Origin of the sequence: Providencia sp. PROV200 (assembly GCF_049901995.1) — a bacterium.
Classification (GTDB): Bacteria; Pseudomonadota; Gammaproteobacteria; order Enterobacterales; family Enterobacteriaceae; genus Providencia; species Providencia rettgeri_E.
This window is the reverse complement of sequence record NZ_CP096307.1, coordinates 2,184,367-2,199,284: the sequence shown is the minus strand read 5'-3', so window position 1 is coordinate 2,199,284 and position 14,918 is coordinate 2,184,367. Positions and strand designations below refer to the sequence as shown.

The following is a 14,918-nucleotide window of genomic DNA, read 5'->3' as shown; positions in this document are numbered from 1 at the left end:
AAAGTTGCTCTGGCTCCATTGATTGGAGCCAGATATTCGCCTATTTGGGCAATAGAAGTAGGAAAGAGCGATGTTGAAATTTATTTTTCGTCGGTTGTTAGAAGCCATTCCGACTCTTTTGGTTCTGATTACCATTTCGTTTTTCATGATGCGATTAGCACCGGGGAGCCCATTCACTGGCGAGCGGAAATTGCCACCGGAAGTGATGGCAAATATTGAAGCTAAATATCATCTAAATGACCCAATGTATAAGCAGTACTTTAATTATTTAATTCAGCTTTCAAAAGGTGACTTCGGACCCTCATTTAAGTACAAAGACTACAGTGTGAATGATTTAGTGGCTAAAGCATTTCCTGTTTCTGCAAAATTAGGGGCAACCGCGTTTATTGTTGCTGTTTTATTTGGGGTATCTGCCGGGGTGATAGCCGCACTCAACCAAAATACCAAATGGGACTTTACAGTCATGGGGTTTGCCATGACGGGGGTTGTTATCCCAAGCTTTGTTGTGGCACCGTTATTGGTGCTGATTTTTGCCATTCACTTGAAATGGTTCCCTGGTGGTGGATGGGATGGCGGGAACCTAAAACATATGGTTCTGCCCATGGTTGCGCTTTCATTAGCGTATATTGCGAGTATTTCCCGTATTACACGCGGTTCGATGATCGAAATTATGCATTCTAATTTTATTCGTACTGCCCGTGCAAAAGGGTTACCACTAAGAACTATCATTTTACGCCATGCCCTTAAACCTGCGTTGCTTCCTGTGCTTTCCTATATGGGCCCCGCCTTTGTAGGGATAATTACAGGGTCAATGGTCATTGAAACCATTTTTGGGTTACCGGGGATCGGCCAACTCTTTGTTAACGGAGCACTTAATCGTGATTATTCGCTGGTATTGAGCTTAACAATTTTAGTTGGGGTACTGACAATTGCATTTAATGCGATTGTCGATGTTTTGTATGCCGTTATTGACCCTAAAATTCGTTACTAAGTCGGAGAAACACGATGCTATCGAACCAGAAAAATAGTGAAGCTCTGGCGAACTTTTCAGAGCAGCTCGATATTGAAGGGCGCAGTTTATGGCAAGATGCCCGGCGCCGTTTTATGCACAACCGTGCGGCCATTTTCAGCTTATGTGTCTTGTTTTTAATTACGTTGTTTGTCATTTTTGCGCCCATGTTGTCGCCTTTTTTGTACGACGATACCGATTGGGAAATGATGTCAATGCCTCCTGATATGGTCAGTGGACATTATTTTGGTACCGATGCATCAGGCCGAGATCTATTAGTGCGTGTTGCCATCGGTGGGCGAATTTCCTTAATGGTTGGGGTGGCTGCGGCACTAGTCGCTGTGGTAGTAGGGACTTTGTACGGTTCATTAGCTGGCTATGTAGGTGGAAAAGTGGATTCCATCATGATGCGTATATTAGAAATTTTAAACTCCTTCCCATTTATGTTTTTTGTGATCCTATTAGTCACATTGTTTGGTACCAATATTTTACTGATATTTGTGGCGATAGGAATGGTGTCATGGTTGGATATGGCGCGTATTGTTCGCGGGCAAACACTTGGATTAAAGCGTAAAGAATTTATTGAAGCAGCGCTTGTTTGTGGTGTGAGTACGCGGCAGATTATTCTGCGACATATTGTCCCTAACGTTTTAGGGGTGGTCGTGGTATACGCTTCACTATTAGTTCCAAGTATGATTTTGTTTGAATCATTCTTAAGCTTTTTAGGCTTAGGGACACAAGAACCGTTAAGTAGTTGGGGAGCTTTATTAAGTGATGGGGCGAACTCAATGGAAGTCACTCCGTGGTTGTTATTGATCCCTGCTGGTTTTTTAGTCATCACGCTATTTTGTTTTAACTTTATCGGTGATGGGCTGTGTGATGCGCTCGACCCGAAAGATCGCTAGAGGGAATAATATGTTAAATAACTCAATGAAAAGCCCTCTGTTATCCGTGAATGATCTCAGTGTGACATTCGCGACCCAAGATGGTGATGTGACGGCAGTGAATAAATTGAATTTTGAGCTAAGTGCTGGGGAAACGCTTGGCATTGTTGGCGAATCAGGTTCAGGAAAATCACAAACCGCGTTTGCTCTCATGGGCTTACTCGCCAAAAATGGTAAGATTAATGGCTCAGCCATGTTTAATGGCCGTGAGATTTTGAACTTAAGAGAAAAAGAATTAAACCGTATGCGCGCGGAAGAGATTTCAATGATTTTCCAAGACCCAATGACATCATTGAATCCGTATTTGAAAATTGGTACTCAACTGTCGGAAGTGCTCATGTTACATAAGGGCATGAGTAAAAGAGCGGCTTTCGAAGAGTCAGTTCGGATGTTAGATGCCGTTAAAATGCCAGAAGCACGTAAGCGGATGAATATGTATCCACATGAATTTTCAGGAGGAATGAGGCAGCGAGTCATGATAGCAATGGCATTGTTATGCCAACCAAAATTGTTAATTGCTGATGAACCCACGACTGCACTTGATGTGACAGTACAAGCGCAAATCATGACGTTGCTCAATGAGTTAAAACATGAGTTTGATACGGCGATTATTTTGATCACCCATGACCTTGGGGTCGTCGCAGGGGTATGTGATAAAGTCCTCGTGATGTATGCGGGACGCACGATGGAGTACGGTACCGCTAAAGACATCTTTTATCACCCATCTCATCCATATTCACTTGGTTTGTTAGCTGCTGTTCCGCGCCTTGATGGTGATGATGAGAGTTTAGCTACCATTCCCGGTAACCCGCCTAATTTACTACGTTTACCCAAAGGCTGTCCATTTTCACCTCGTTGCCAATATGCAGTTCAGCAATGTATTGACCAAGAACCTGCATTAACCACATTTGGTCAAACTCGGTTACGTGCCTGCTTTAAGCCGCTGGAGGAGTTGGTATGAGTACTCATGAAAATCGACCGGTATTGTTAGAAGTGAATGACCTTAAAGTCCACTTTGAGATCCGAGATAAAAAACAGTGGTTTTGGCAACCAAATAAAAGCCTTAAAGCAGTAGACGGTGTAACACTGCGTTTATATGAAGGTGAAACATTAGGTGTCGTCGGGGAATCAGGATGTGGTAAATCCACTTTTGCTCGGGCACTCATTGGATTAGTGAAAGCAACGGATGGTACGGTAAGTTGGCTTGGGCAGAATTTATTAGGTAAAACTGATAAAGAGTGGCGTAGCGTTCGCAGCGATATCCAAATGATTTTCCAAGATCCACTGGCTTCGCTTAATCCGCGAATGACCATCGGTGATATTATCGCAGAGCCATTAAAAACCTATCATCCTAAAATGCCACCATCACAAATCACAGAAAAAGTGAAAAAAATGATGATGCGGGTTGGCTTATTACCTAATTTGATTAACCGCTATCCCCATGAGTTTTCGGGGGGGCAATGCCAGCGTATCGGTATCGCAAGAGCATTGATTTTAGAACCTAAACTCGTGATTTGCGATGAGCCAGTTTCTGCATTAGATGTGTCAATTCAAGCACAAGTTGTTAATTTATTGCAAGAGTTACAACGTGAAATGAAATTGTCGCTGATCTTTATTGCGCACGACTTGGCGGTTGTTAAGCATATTTCTGACCGTGTATTAGTGATGTATTTGGGACATGCCGTGGAACTTGGTACCTATGATGAGGTATATAATAATCCCTTACACCCTTATACACGCGCATTGATGTCAGCTGTGCCTGTTCCTGATCCTGATAAAGAAAAAAATAAGGTAATAGAGCTTTTAGAAGGTGAATTGCCATCGCCAATTAATCCACCTTCAGGTTGTGTATTTAGAACTCGTTGCCCATTAGCAGATGAAGAGTGTGCAAAAACAAGGCCGTTATTAGAAGGAAGCTTTAAACATGCGGTGTCTTGTTTGAAAATTGACCCACTGTAATGGTTTTCTCATGATGGTCAAAAGGGAGCTTTTGCTTTAATTAATCTAAAAGGGACGAAACGTCCCTTTTAATCAACTACTTCTTCCAAAAAATATGGTGAAATGGTTTTGAAGGGTGGCGGCTAATTAATACGCGAGCAAAAATATCGTCTAATTCGGCGTCAGGGCTTTGAGCTAACCCAATAACCACCTCACTTAATTGGTTTAAATCAAGCTCTTCAGTAATCATCTCTTGCCAATTAAGGGTAACAGGAACAATTTCTGCGGCACCTAACTCTTCAAACTGCAAAGCAAAAATTAATTGGTCAGCGGGCTCTAAATTATCCATTGCTCCGTCAAGAAAAAGGTCATAAGCCATTTCAATGATGTCATCTTCATCGATTAAAGGTGTGTTTTGTATTTCAGTCATGACCTTTCCTAATTAACTTAATTTATAACAATGGGCTAAAGAAGTAGCAAATGCGCTCAACAACGCGATTCCAGAATGGGCGTTGTTCCCACTCTTCGATTTCTAAACGCGTTGAACGTGCAATATAATCATACTGAACTAGCGTGAGATCGCTACCAAAACTTTTATCATCAATGACTACGGTGATTTCAAAATTGAGCCATAAGCTACGCATATCAAGATTCACTGAGCCGACAAGGCTAAGCTCACCATCAACCAATACGCTCTTGGTGTGCAATAAGCCATCTTCAAATTGGTAAATTTTAACGCCAGCAGCTAATAATTCACTATAAAATGAGCGGCTTGCCCAGCGAACAAGGAATGAGTCATTCTGTCTTGGCATAATAATGTTGACATCTACACCCCGCATTGCTGCTGTACAAATTGCATGCAAAAGGTCATCGCTAGGCACAAAATAAGGGGTAGTCATGATCAGTTGTTTGCGTGCAGAGAACATTGCAGTCATCAGCGACTGTTGAATCAACTCATCAGGGAAACCTGGGCCTGAGGCGATAATTTGAGTTGTATGCCCATTCGCTTGTTCAAAAGGCATAATATTACTGTCAGGCGGTGGTGGAAGTACGCGTTGGCCAGTTTCCATTTCCCAGTCAAAAGCATACACAATGCCTAATGTGGTACTCACAGGGCCTTCCATACGCACTAAAATATCAACCCATTCGCCAACCCCTGCATCTTGTTTAAAATAACGCGGGTCAACCATATTCATACTGCCTGTATATGAAATATAGTTATCGATAACGACTATTTTACGGTGTTGACGTAAATCCATTCGACGCAAGAAGAAACGCATCAAATTAACTTTTAGCGATTCTATAAATTCAATACCTGCCGCGCGCATTTTTTCAGGGTAATCGCTACGGAAAAAATGCCAACTTCCCGCGGAGTCCACCATAATTCGGCACTTAACCCCCCGTTTAGCGGCGTTGAGTAATGCTTCGGTAACCCCATCGACTAAACCACCAGGCTGCCAAATATAGAACACCATTTCAATCGAGTGCTGAGCATTGTTGATATCATTGACAATCGCTTTTAATGAATCTTCACAAGTGGTTAGAAGTTGAATTCTATTACCTTTAACCCCAGCAATGCCTTGGCGCTTTTCAATTAACTGAAATAATGGCTCAGCAACAGGGCTGTTATCAGTGGCAAAGATATGTTTTGAATTCCGTAAATTTTCTAACCAAGTAGCGACAGAAGGCCACATGTCACGCGCTTTATCAACCCGGCGTTTACCAAGGTGAAGCTCACCGAAGGCAATATATGCAATAATTCCGACTAATGGCAGAATATAAATGATCAGGAGCCATGTCATGGCTGAGGTGACAGGCCTTCTTTTGACTAAAATGCGGACGGTAATTGCTGCAATAATTAGCCAATATAGGAAGAACAAAAGCCAACTCATAAGTGTATAGACGGTTGCCATAACGGGTCAGATGCCTCACTAATAAGAAAAAAGGTTCGGAAAAAGATAATTTAGCTAAAAAAACTGTTAGCAAAATATCAACTTAATAGAATTTAGCAAAATTTTGCAGTAAAAGCTTTGTGAAATAGAGGAATTCGTTAGGAAATAATAGTTTCTTAAATTGATATTACCTTGATGAAATCAAAGGAAGCGTGCTAAGCCGACAGAAAAACTTCCTCTTGGTTCTTTTTTTCAAAGGAATATAATATTTTTTTCCACTAATTTTTAGACAATAAAAGGACACGATTAAATGAGACGTAGTAGGCATGAAGTAGGGCGTTGGCGTATGTTAAGACAATCCCTACGTCGCCGTAGACGCTGGTTAGAAGGGCATTCTAGGCGAAACATGCGCATCTATGCAATGCGTAAAATTGATATTTACCATCGTCGGCATTCCCTGCTTTTTACTCAATGGATTGAGTAAGGTTATTACAGCGTACACTCACATTTTTCACTTTGTATGACAAACCTTATTGAATATGATTGCTATTTGCATTTAAACTATCAGTCATATTCTTTTTGGTAGACAGGTGTAGGGTAGAAATTGCATATGCGTTGGATGCGTTGGACTTTAATAATCGTCATTTCATTATCTATTCATGCGGGCCTTGCGATGGCATGGATTTTTAATCAACCAAACTTGGTTAGAGACCCGGAGCCATTGACGATTGCTATGGTTTCTTTTGCCGCCCCTGAAGCCGCTTCTGAGCCCGTTGAGCAGGTTGAAACACCGGTAGAGCCAGAACCTGAACCTGTTATTGAGCCAGAACCCGAACCGGTAGTTGAACCGGTCATTGCACTGCCTAAGAAAAAGCCTGAGGTGAAGAAAAAGCCTAAGCCAAAACCAAAACAGGAAGAAAAGAAAAAAATTAAAGAAGATGTTAAGCCAGTTGAGAAGCAGCTGGCCATGAACAATCTGAAATCAGACGTCATTGCACCTAAAACGAATAATAGCCCTATCAAGACTGCAAATAATACAGGGGCAAGTAATAGTCAATCGACTAAGAAAGGCGGCCCGAAGGCTCTGCATAAACAAGCTCCTTCCTATCCTGAACGCGCGCGTCGCTTAGGTAAAGAAGGATATGTGAAAGTTCGTTATGATATTGATGATGGTGGACGAGTGACAAATATTGAATTTGTTGAAGCTACACCTAAAGGGCTATTTGAGCGAGACGTGAAACGCGCAATGAACCGTTGGACTTTTGAAAAGCAACCGGCAAAAGGCTACGTGACTGAAATTTATTTCAAATTGGATGGCACTGTTAGCCAAGTCTAATGGTTATAATCAGTCTGTACAAAAAAAGCACCACAGCGATGATGGTGCTTTTTGTTTTTTACATAATGAATGGAGCAAAAACTTAGGCTTCGTTAGTTTTTTGATCTGAACTTGCTAACTGAAAATGTTGTTTTTCTTTGGGTAATGAACGTGAAGTACTATCATCATTAACTGCGACATAAGTAAATATCGCATCAGTAGCACGGTAACGTTGGCCAACAGGCTCCGTTGCGACTTTTTTTACCCAAACCTCAATATTAATGGTAATTGAGCTTTTCCCTGTTTTTAAACAGCGTGCATAGCAACAAACAACATCGCCTACGGCAACGGGCTTTTGAAATTTAATACCGTTTACCGCCACAGTGACCACGCGTCCTAGCGCAATCTCTTTTGCTAAGATAGCGCCACCTATATCCATTTGTGACATCAACCAGCCGCCAAAAATATCACCATTTGCATTAGTATCTGCAGGCATGGCTAATGTACGTAAAACTAACTCACCGTTCGGCAATTGCATATCTGACTCTTATTAAAAGGGTTATTACTTTTGATTTTGCATTTATAACAAATTACATATGCAATAGTAAACCGGAACTACTCAGTTATTGATTGATAATAGCTATTTAATTGAATTGCTGCAAAAATAAGATAAATAGAGTAGCCATTGCTGATAAACGGGTTTTAAACTTGGCAATAAGATCAATTTTTGCAAAGAAAAAGCAAGAAGTGTTTTTTATATTTAGTCAATTGATTGAATTGGCTATACTCAATAGTATGAAATTTATTTATTTATTTACTTAGAGGTATGAAATGAGATTGTTATTGGCAATATTATTACCTTGGTTGCAATTTTTTACGATAGGGCGTCCTTTTGCTGGGATCATTTGCTTAATTTTACAGATCACCCTTATTGGTTGGTTACCCGCTGCCATTTGGTCGGTATATGCGCTATCACAGTACAATACAGATAAAAAAATTGAAAAAGCATTTGGTGACAAACGTTATTAAGATATAAAAAAACCTGCTAATCAATGTGTATTAGCAGGTTTCTAACGTTATTCTTAATTATTCTTCGTGTTTTTCTGCGGGCTCTTTAACCATATTTTTAAAAATATAGACCACACTCAGTACTGTAAATATTAATGTTCCTGCTGTCAGACCAAAGACTTTGAAATTGACCCAGATATCTTGAGCCATCCAGAAAGCAACGTAAATATTCAGCAATGCGCAGAAAATAAAGAAAATAGCCCATGCACTATTGAGTTTTATCCAATAACTATCGGCTAATTTTATTTCTTGGTTACTGCCTAACATTCGCTGAATTAAAGGCTTTTCAGTAAACCATTGGCTAAAGAGTAATGCACCAGCGAATGCACCATAGATAATAGTGACTTTCCACTTAATAAATGCATCACTATGGAAAATAAGCGTTAAGGCAGCAAAGCCCATCACGATTGCACAGGTAATTTTTGCAACTTTTTCAACTTTCTTATAGATAAGATAAGTTGCTAATAACGCCAAAGGAGTGGTAACCATTAAAGCACCACTCGCATAGAAAATATCGTATCTTTTATAGACAATAAAAAAGATTATCAAAGGAATAAAATCAATAAGTTGTTTCATAACAGTGAATGCAGCGCCTCAACGTAAAGGTAATAGACTAGTTTAACCGATTTTGGCTTTAATTGTTAAAAGTTTGCACCTTTTTACCAATAAACATGCTTTGTTACCAATCATATTTGCACTATTTTACGATTATTTGACTTACTTCTAGATAAACTTTATTAGTTCGGATATATATAGTATGGAAAATAATTTAACTTACTAATTTATAGGTGCTTTTCTCCCATGATAAAGGCAAGGCTATTTGTCTGGATGCCAGGTTTAAAAACACTGTTTAACTATCAACGTACAGACCTAGTCTCTGATGTTAAAGCAGGGTTGTCTGTCGCTGCGGTTGCTTTACCTGTTGCTATTGCCTATGCCGAATTAATGGGGGTGAATGCAATTGTTGGATTATATTCATGTATTTTACCTATGTTTTTCTATGCGCTGTTTGGCACGTCGAAGCAATTAATTATTGGGCCTGATGCCGCAACATGTGCGGTGATTGCAGCTGCAGTTGCTCCACTCGCAATGGGAGACGAAACTGTTCGTTGGCAGCTGATTATTGTCATGAGTTTTATGACTGGGATTTGGTGTTTGATTGCTGCAAGATTTCGTTTAGGGACTTTTGCCGATTTTTTATCTAGACCAATATTGCAAGGTTTATTAAATGGGGTTGCTCTCACGATCATCGTTAGTCAAATTAGTAAAATATTTGGTATTACGACCTTACCTTCAGGGTTTATTGAGCGATTAATAGCTTTTCCATTAGCGATAGTAGAAACACATATTCCAACATTATTCCTTGCTATTGTGACATTGGTGATTACCTTAGTGATTAAGCGAGTACGTAGTAAGTGGCCATCTTTATTAATTGCAATGGTTTTGGCAACAGCGGCAAGTATTTTATTTAATCTTGAGCAATATGGTATTAGCACAGTAGGGGATTTAGGTGAAGGGCTACCCCATATACCAATGCCTGATTTTCCACCGAGCTTACTCCGAGACCTCGTTATTCCATCATTAAACTTAGCCGTGATTAGCTTTGTCAGTTTTATGATGACGGCTCGCAGTTTTGCAAGCAAAAATGGTTATACCGTCGATGCAGACCAAGAATTAAGAGCGTTAGGGATGGCAAATATTGCTTCTGCTTTTGGCCAGGGATTCGCAGTTAGTGCTGCGAGTAGCCGCACAGCGGTTAATGATATGATGGGAGGGAAAACACAATTGGTTTCTCTCGTTGCGGCGGTAACAATTTTAGCGGTTTTACTTTTTTCTGTGAATTTATTGGAATATATCCCTATGGCTGCTTTAGGGATGGTTTTAATTATTTCGACTTATTCATTGCTGAGTTTTCGTAGCATTTTATCAATGCGCAAACGCAATAGAGAAGCTTTTTTCTTATGTATTTTTACATTATGTGCAGTGCTGGTGGTTGGTTTGATCAGTGGTGTCGGCTTAGCTGTTCTACTGGGTTTGTTGCAGTTTATCCGAGTCATATTTAGGCCAACAGACCAATTATTAGGTGTTGATGAACATGGTATGCTTCATTCTATGACATCCGAAAATAATATTCAGGAAGTCGATGGCGTCCTGATTTATCGATTCAATTCCCCCCTCACTTATTTTAATGTGAATTACTTTAAAGAGCGATTGAATAAACATATAGATAATCAACGAAAAAGACCTGCTTGGGTGATTGTGGATGCTGCCGTCAGTTTTACGCATAATGATGTGAGCGTCTTTTCTACATTGAATGACATTGTAACGTCTTTGAAAGCCAAAGGGGTAACTTTGGTATTAGCAGGGCGTAGAACTTCGCTAAATCGCTGGTTAGAACAAAATAAAATCAATCGTTCAGATGATGACCTATTAGTAGTACCGGATATTTATTTTGCTATTCGTTTAATTCAAAGTAAGCAACAAATCCAAATGAAATGTGTTGAGGAAAGAAAAGCACAAGAGTACCAAAGGGATTCAGATATATTAGAGCATGACGGTGAAAATCAAATTACACCAACGGAAATTCTTTCAGATAACTCTTAGAAATAACATAAATAGAAAGGTACCTTTTGATACCTTTCTGTTTTATGGGTTAGATTAATTTTTAGTGACTAACATATATAAACGATAAAAGTAAATTAAAGCGAATGCAGCTACAACATTATTGAGTAGAAAAGAGATGCCATTAATAAGGATATGATTCATATTAAGGTTGCCCAATAGCACACTGATAAGCATTTGAGCTGCCATCCAAATTAAAATCATCGGTAAGACAACACGCCAGTTTGCATAGGCCAATTTCCAGCTTTTTCCCATCGCACTGAATGAATTGGTACTTTCTGAGATTAAAATTGCTGGTGCTAAGGAGAAACCAATGGCGAGTACAATACCAGGTAGAACCATAATTGTGATGCCTAATTGGATAAGCAGTGAGCAAACAACCAATAGAAGAAACATAGATGGTGCTTTGTTCAGTGACGATGTTATTGCCTGAAGCCCGGTCATCTCTTCACCGCGAGACATACCAGAGATATAGGATAACGTACCACAAATAAGGAATAAACTTCCAAGAGTGACGGAAAGGATCAACCCGAAAGAAACGCGTAATATACTACTTTTATCTTCTTCGGATAGACTTAAAATCCAGTCTTGTAAGCCCGTATTACCGGATTCAATCATCTTACTTTGTGCTTGTGCTAGAACAGCTATCATCTGCTCACTAGGGATCATCACTGCATAGATCACAAGGCTCACTACGGTGGCTAAGAGCACAATAGTGAAAAGGCCACTCAATTGATTTTTAAAGAAATTGATACTATCACTAATGAGTGAGTTGGCCGAAATGGACATGACACTGCTCCTATCTACAAACGGGATCAAAATTTTAGCCCAATTGTAACCGAGTATCACGCCTAGAGGTAGAGAAAGATAATAAAAACCGGGAGGTTAAGGAAATATATTGGATATAAAAGTTCAATTTAATTAACCAAAATAAGTGGAAGTATCTAAGTTGCATTTTAAATATATATTTAAGTTTCTGGGGAAATATATATATTTTGAAATCAAGTTTTTATTTTGTTAGTTATTTTCTAAAAATTGATTTAAATCAAAAATAAAAAAATAAGAGATGAAATAATAAAGCGACATTTATTGGTTTACCTATAAATTATCAAAAGATGTGATCTTGATTTGAACATCAATTTAAATAATACGGTATATTTTACTAAAATAAAAAACAGGAATGGGATTGATAATGAAAAAACTCACTGCGCTTGTATTAGCTGCTGCAACTTTAGCTCCAGCAATTTCTATTGCTCATGAAGCTGGCGACTTTCTTTTCCGCGCGGGTACTGCAACAGTCAGACCTAATGTTGGAGGAGATGATGTTAAAATTAATGGCTTAGGTAATTTAGGTACCTTTGATGCAAATAATAATACTCAATTAGGTTTAACATTTGGGTATATGATCACTGATAATATTGGTGTTGAATTATTAGCAGCAACTCCGTTTGAACATAAAGTTGGTACAGGCCCTACAGGTAATATTGCAACGGTAAAACATTTACCACCAACATTAATGGCGCAGTATTATTTTGGTAGTAAAGAAGATAAATTACGCCCTTATTTAGGTGCTGGTGTTAACTATACCTTCTTCTTTGATGAGAAATTTAACTCAACAGGGAAAGAAGCTGGCTTATCTGATCTAGATTTATCAAGCTCGTGGGGCTTTGCAGCACAAGCAGGTATGGATTACATGCTGACTGATAACTGGATGCTAAACGCCTCTCTTTGGTGGATGAATATTGAGAGTGATGTGAAATTTAAAGCAGGTGGTGAACAGTATAAAGTGAATACTCGTTTAGACCCATTTGTATTTATGTTCGGTGCGGGTTACCGTTTCTAAGAATTTGATAGGACGCAATACAGGTAGTACCTGAATTCTGAAGGATTAGAGAGAAGTAGGAAATCCGAGAATATTCGTATTCTCGGATTTTTCAATTTTTATTAGTGTCAAACATATATTTAATAGTCAGCGATCATAAAAGTAACAATTATTATTGATAATGATGTTTATAATATAATAATTGGTTTTATAGAGTGATAATAAAGTAAAGGTACTTATTGGCTGTCACTATTTAGGGCAAATAATAACAAATAATAAAAGATTGAGACTAATTACCTTGAAATAAAAAAGCTGAATACAGGAGAATATTCAGCTTTAAGATATTATTCAAATTTGCAATATTAAATTACCAAAACCATTGTACGTTTAACCCTGCATTAACGCTACTAGTTTCATATTCATCCGGTTTATGAAGTGGTACACCTAAAAACAAATCATAACTGAAGATATTAATATTACCCCTCATGCCTATAGCCGTTCCTAATAATTGGTCATCAGAATAGAGACCAAGTGGATATACACCTCCGAATATTCGACCATAGTCAAGTGCGTAGTATGGGTAAAAGGAAAAGTTAGGAATATAAAAGTTTAGTTCATTTCGTAAGTAAAATCCCTTATCTCCGATTAATGAAAACTCCTCATCGAAACCACGTACAGTCCAACGGTTACCTAACGAGAATTGATCTTGAATGGTTAAGCGATCTCGTGAATATTGTACAAATAGTTGTGGGTTATAACTCATAATAAAATTGTCAAAGACAAAAGGAAACATACCGGAAATATCGGCAGTATAAACACGGCCCATAGTGCTAACATCACCATACTTCATATCCCAGCTTTCTTCAGCGCCAAACCAAGGTACATTGCGTTGGTAATATATTGAAGCATCGACGGTTGAATTATTGATATTTTGACGGTGGCTAACGCCGAGTTTAAGACTGGTAAGGTCACGTTGTTGAGAAAGTAGTGCTACATCCTCCAACTTATATTTTGACTTTCTTTTAATTAACTGAATTGATGCTGTATCTTTAAATGTTTGCCCCCGTAAAAAGACATTACTGGCAGTGGCGTTATAATATTTACTATCACCATAATATTTATAACTAAGTACAGAGTCATTAATAGTTTGCTTATAGTCACTTTTACTTGCATACAATGAGAAAAGCCAATAATTATAGGGAACTGCATAATAAATAGACGCATTACTAGTGCTATTGCGTGCTTGGTTTTTTAAATTTTTCCCTGCAGAGACATATATAGTATCGTTTAAACTGGTTAAGTTGTTAGCATATAGGGTTACGCCAGCTTGATCTTTACCTGTTTGGCGGCTTCCAGAGTTATTGTAATATCCACCTACATTGAAGTGAGAAGATTTTTCTCTTTGTATGGAAATATCAGATGTGGAAAACTCTTTACCTGGCGCTAATTCAATATTCACTTTAGCACCAGGGATCCGCTCAAGGTTTTCTAAACCTTGTTCAATGTCACGGATATTCAGAATATCTCCTTCTTTAGCGGGCATAATTGCCCCCAAGGTAATATAAGTATCACTACCTTCAGCAAGTTTAACATTAGCCACTTTGCCTGGAATAATTTGCAGTGTTAAAGTCCCTTCACTGATATTTTGTTCTGGAATATTAACTCTAGTGGTAACGTAACCGGATTTAATTATTTTATCTTGTAAGCCTTTTGCTAAGGTTTCAACACCATTAATACCAATACATACACCAACAACTTGGTTTGCATATGTTTCAAGAGGACGCATAGAAGGGAGTTTAGGTTCAGAGAGCAAAATGACTTGCTTCATTTGAAAGCAATCTTTTTCATCATCGAAAACTAAAATATTATTTGACCGCTCTCTTGTTTTACCTAAGACATCTTTAGTTTCTAGTTGAGTCTGTTGTTGGCGAGAGCGATCTTGGCTGGTTTGGTTATTGATTTGTTGGTCAATAATTTGTGCAGTATTACCTGATACGTATAATGGAAAAGATAATAAAGTTGCAGATAAAAAAATAAATCGAAAATTCATGGTTACCACATATATTCTTATGATTAAAATATAATTAGAAGAGGCTTGTAGAAAATAATTTCTATCTTATATGAGAATTATCTTATCTATGTATAGCATTGTTAGCATTTTAAGACGGTTTTCATATATCCCCTTATAATAAAATTGTCGTTATGAAAATATTTATTTTTAGCTGATTTGAAATTACTAAGATTATGCTTTAAATTTAAATTTATTAAAAATTAATTATATTAACTAACTAATGAAAAACAAAATGGG

The 14,918-nt window shown here is 38.3% G+C and carries 15 protein-coding genes; 9 read left to right on the top strand and 6 right to left on the bottom strand.

Translation table 11 applies throughout. The features are described 5' to 3' along the window. Positions 1–70 precede the first annotated feature (70 nt). Genes oppB through oppF form a run of 4 tightly spaced genes read left to right on the top strand, consistent with a single transcriptional unit; the run spans position 71 to position 3,912 of the window. Positions 71–991 carry an oligopeptide ABC transporter permease OppB gene (oppB, locus tag M1E86_RS10095; protein ID WP_102138645.1) on the top strand — a complete coding sequence of 307 codons (921 nt, stop codon included), beginning with the start codon at positions 71–73 and terminating at the stop codon, positions 989–991. 14 nt (positions 992–1,005) lie between these two features. Continuing rightward, positions 1,006–1,914 carry an oligopeptide ABC transporter permease OppC gene (gene oppC, locus M1E86_RS10090; protein WP_426099077.1) on the top strand — a complete coding sequence of 303 codons (909 nt, stop codon included), beginning with the start codon at positions 1,006–1,008 and terminating at the stop codon, positions 1,912–1,914. A 10-nt stretch (positions 1,915–1,924) separates the two neighbouring features. After that, on the top strand, positions 1,925–2,914 hold the full coding sequence (locus M1E86_RS10085; RefSeq protein WP_125893092.1) for an ABC transporter ATP-binding protein: 990 nt from the start codon (positions 1,925–1,927) through the stop codon (positions 2,912–2,914). Beyond that, positions 2,911–3,912, top strand: coding sequence for a murein tripeptide/oligopeptide ABC transporter ATP binding protein OppF (oppF, locus tag M1E86_RS10080; RefSeq protein WP_004254119.1), 1,002 nt, complete (start codon positions 2,911–2,913; stop codon positions 3,910–3,912). The genes M1E86_RS10085 and oppF overlap by 4 nt, the downstream gene beginning before the upstream one ends. Before the next feature lie 76 nt (positions 3,913–3,988). Here oppF and M1E86_RS10075 read toward each other — a convergent pair whose 3' ends face one another. Both M1E86_RS10075 and cls read right to left on the bottom strand, forming a co-directional pair. After that, positions 3,989–4,321, bottom strand: coding sequence for an HI1450 family dsDNA-mimic protein (locus M1E86_RS10075; RefSeq protein ID WP_125893095.1), 333 nt, complete (start codon positions 4,319–4,321; stop codon positions 3,989–3,991). A 22-nt stretch (positions 4,322–4,343) separates the two neighbouring features. Continuing rightward, a complete protein-coding gene (gene cls / locus M1E86_RS10070) occupies positions 4,344–5,804 on the bottom strand; it encodes a cardiolipin synthase (RefSeq protein ID WP_213912675.1) in 1,461 nt (486 codons plus the stop codon). Between the two features lie 289 nt (positions 5,805–6,093). Between cls and M1E86_RS10065 the strand changes: the two genes are divergently transcribed. Continuing rightward, the gene (locus M1E86_RS10065) at positions 6,094–6,267 is read left to right on the top strand and encodes a YciY family protein (protein WP_004254127.1); all 174 of its coding nucleotides are present in this window, start codon (positions 6,094–6,096) and stop codon (positions 6,265–6,267) included. 126 nt (positions 6,268–6,393) lie between these two features. Continuing rightward, entirely contained in the window at positions 6,394–7,119 is a 726-nt protein-coding gene (locus M1E86_RS10060; RefSeq protein ID WP_125893099.1) for a TonB family protein, read from the top strand. An 82-nt stretch (positions 7,120–7,201) separates the two neighbouring features. Here M1E86_RS10060 and yciA read toward each other — a convergent pair whose 3' ends face one another. Further along, positions 7,202–7,636 (bottom strand): acyl-CoA thioester hydrolase YciA, encoded by a 435-nt coding sequence (yciA, locus tag M1E86_RS10055; protein WP_125893101.1) that lies wholly within the window; start codon positions 7,634–7,636, stop codon positions 7,202–7,204. A 293-nt stretch (positions 7,637–7,929) separates the two neighbouring features. On the opposite strand from yciA, the gene M1E86_RS10050 reads away from it, so the two are divergent. Continuing rightward, a complete protein-coding gene (locus tag M1E86_RS10050) occupies positions 7,930–8,127 on the top strand; it encodes a YqaE/Pmp3 family membrane protein (RefSeq protein ID WP_004911118.1) in 198 nt (65 codons plus the stop codon). Positions 8,128–8,184: 57 nt separating this feature from the next. Here M1E86_RS10050 and M1E86_RS10045 read toward each other — a convergent pair whose 3' ends face one another. Beyond that, the gene (locus M1E86_RS10045) at positions 8,185–8,742 is read right to left on the bottom strand and encodes a septation protein A (protein WP_125893103.1); all 558 of its coding nucleotides are present in this window, start codon (positions 8,740–8,742) and stop codon (positions 8,185–8,187) included. A 225-nt stretch (positions 8,743–8,967) separates the two neighbouring features. Between M1E86_RS10045 and M1E86_RS10040 the strand changes: the two genes are divergently transcribed. Beyond that, entirely contained in the window at positions 8,968–10,770 is a 1,803-nt protein-coding gene (locus M1E86_RS10040; RefSeq protein ID WP_426099076.1) for a SulP family inorganic anion transporter, read from the top strand. A gap of 54 nt (positions 10,771–10,824) precedes the next feature. Here M1E86_RS10040 and M1E86_RS10035 read toward each other — a convergent pair whose 3' ends face one another. Further along, positions 10,825–11,577 (bottom strand): YciC family protein, encoded by a 753-nt coding sequence (locus tag M1E86_RS10035; protein ID WP_125893107.1) that lies wholly within the window; start codon positions 11,575–11,577, stop codon positions 10,825–10,827. Positions 11,578–11,980: 403 nt separating this feature from the next. On the opposite strand from M1E86_RS10035, the gene ompW reads away from it, so the two are divergent. Continuing rightward, positions 11,981–12,631 carry an outer membrane protein OmpW gene (gene ompW, locus M1E86_RS10030; RefSeq protein WP_213912677.1) on the top strand — a complete coding sequence of 217 codons (651 nt, stop codon included), beginning with the start codon at positions 11,981–11,983 and terminating at the stop codon, positions 12,629–12,631. 346 nt (positions 12,632–12,977) lie between these two features. Here ompW and M1E86_RS10025 read toward each other — a convergent pair whose 3' ends face one another. Then, positions 12,978–14,660, bottom strand: a complete 1,683-nt coding sequence (locus M1E86_RS10025; protein WP_213912678.1) for a ShlB/FhaC/HecB family hemolysin secretion/activation protein — start codon at positions 14,658–14,660, stop codon at positions 12,978–12,980. Positions 14,661–14,918: the final 258 nt, after the last annotated feature.

Bases quoted from the DNA above. Each gene is read 5' to 3' on its own strand.
- ompW (WP_213912677.1), top strand. From the start codon at position 11,981: ATGAAAAAACTCACTGCGCTTGTATTAGCTGCTGCAACTTTAGCTCCA.
- M1E86_RS10025 (WP_213912678.1), bottom strand. From the start codon at position 14,660: ATGAATTTTCGATTTATTTTTTTATCTGCAACTTTATTATCTTTTCCA.
- M1E86_RS10075 (WP_125893095.1), bottom strand. From the start codon at position 4,321: ATGACTGAAATACAAAACACACCTTTAATCGATGAAGATGACATCATT.
- oppB (WP_102138645.1), top strand. From the start codon at position 71: ATGTTGAAATTTATTTTTCGTCGGTTGTTAGAAGCCATTCCGACTCTT.
- cls (WP_213912675.1), bottom strand. From the start codon at position 5,804: ATGGCAACCGTCTATACACTTATGAGTTGGCTTTTGTTCTTCCTATAT.
- M1E86_RS10050 (WP_004911118.1), top strand. From the start codon at position 7,930: ATGAGATTGTTATTGGCAATATTATTACCTTGGTTGCAATTTTTTACG.
- M1E86_RS10060 (WP_125893099.1), top strand. From the start codon at position 6,394: ATGCGTTGGATGCGTTGGACTTTAATAATCGTCATTTCATTATCTATT.
- M1E86_RS10035 (WP_125893107.1), bottom strand. From the start codon at position 11,577: ATGTCCATTTCGGCCAACTCACTCATTAGTGATAGTATCAATTTCTTT.
- M1E86_RS10085 (WP_125893092.1), top strand. From the start codon at position 1,925: ATGTTAAATAACTCAATGAAAAGCCCTCTGTTATCCGTGAATGATCTC.
- oppC (WP_426099077.1), top strand. From the start codon at position 1,006: ATGCTATCGAACCAGAAAAATAGTGAAGCTCTGGCGAACTTTTCAGAG.
- M1E86_RS10040 (WP_426099076.1), top strand. From the start codon at position 8,968: ATGATAAAGGCAAGGCTATTTGTCTGGATGCCAGGTTTAAAAACACTG.
- oppF (WP_004254119.1), top strand. From the start codon at position 2,911: ATGAGTACTCATGAAAATCGACCGGTATTGTTAGAAGTGAATGACCTT.
- M1E86_RS10065 (WP_004254127.1), top strand. From the start codon at position 6,094: ATGAGACGTAGTAGGCATGAAGTAGGGCGTTGGCGTATGTTAAGACAA.
- M1E86_RS10045 (WP_125893103.1), bottom strand. From the start codon at position 8,742: ATGAAACAACTTATTGATTTTATTCCTTTGATAATCTTTTTTATTGTC.
- yciA (WP_125893101.1), bottom strand. From the start codon at position 7,636: ATGCAATTGCCGAACGGTGAGTTAGTTTTACGTACATTAGCCATGCCT.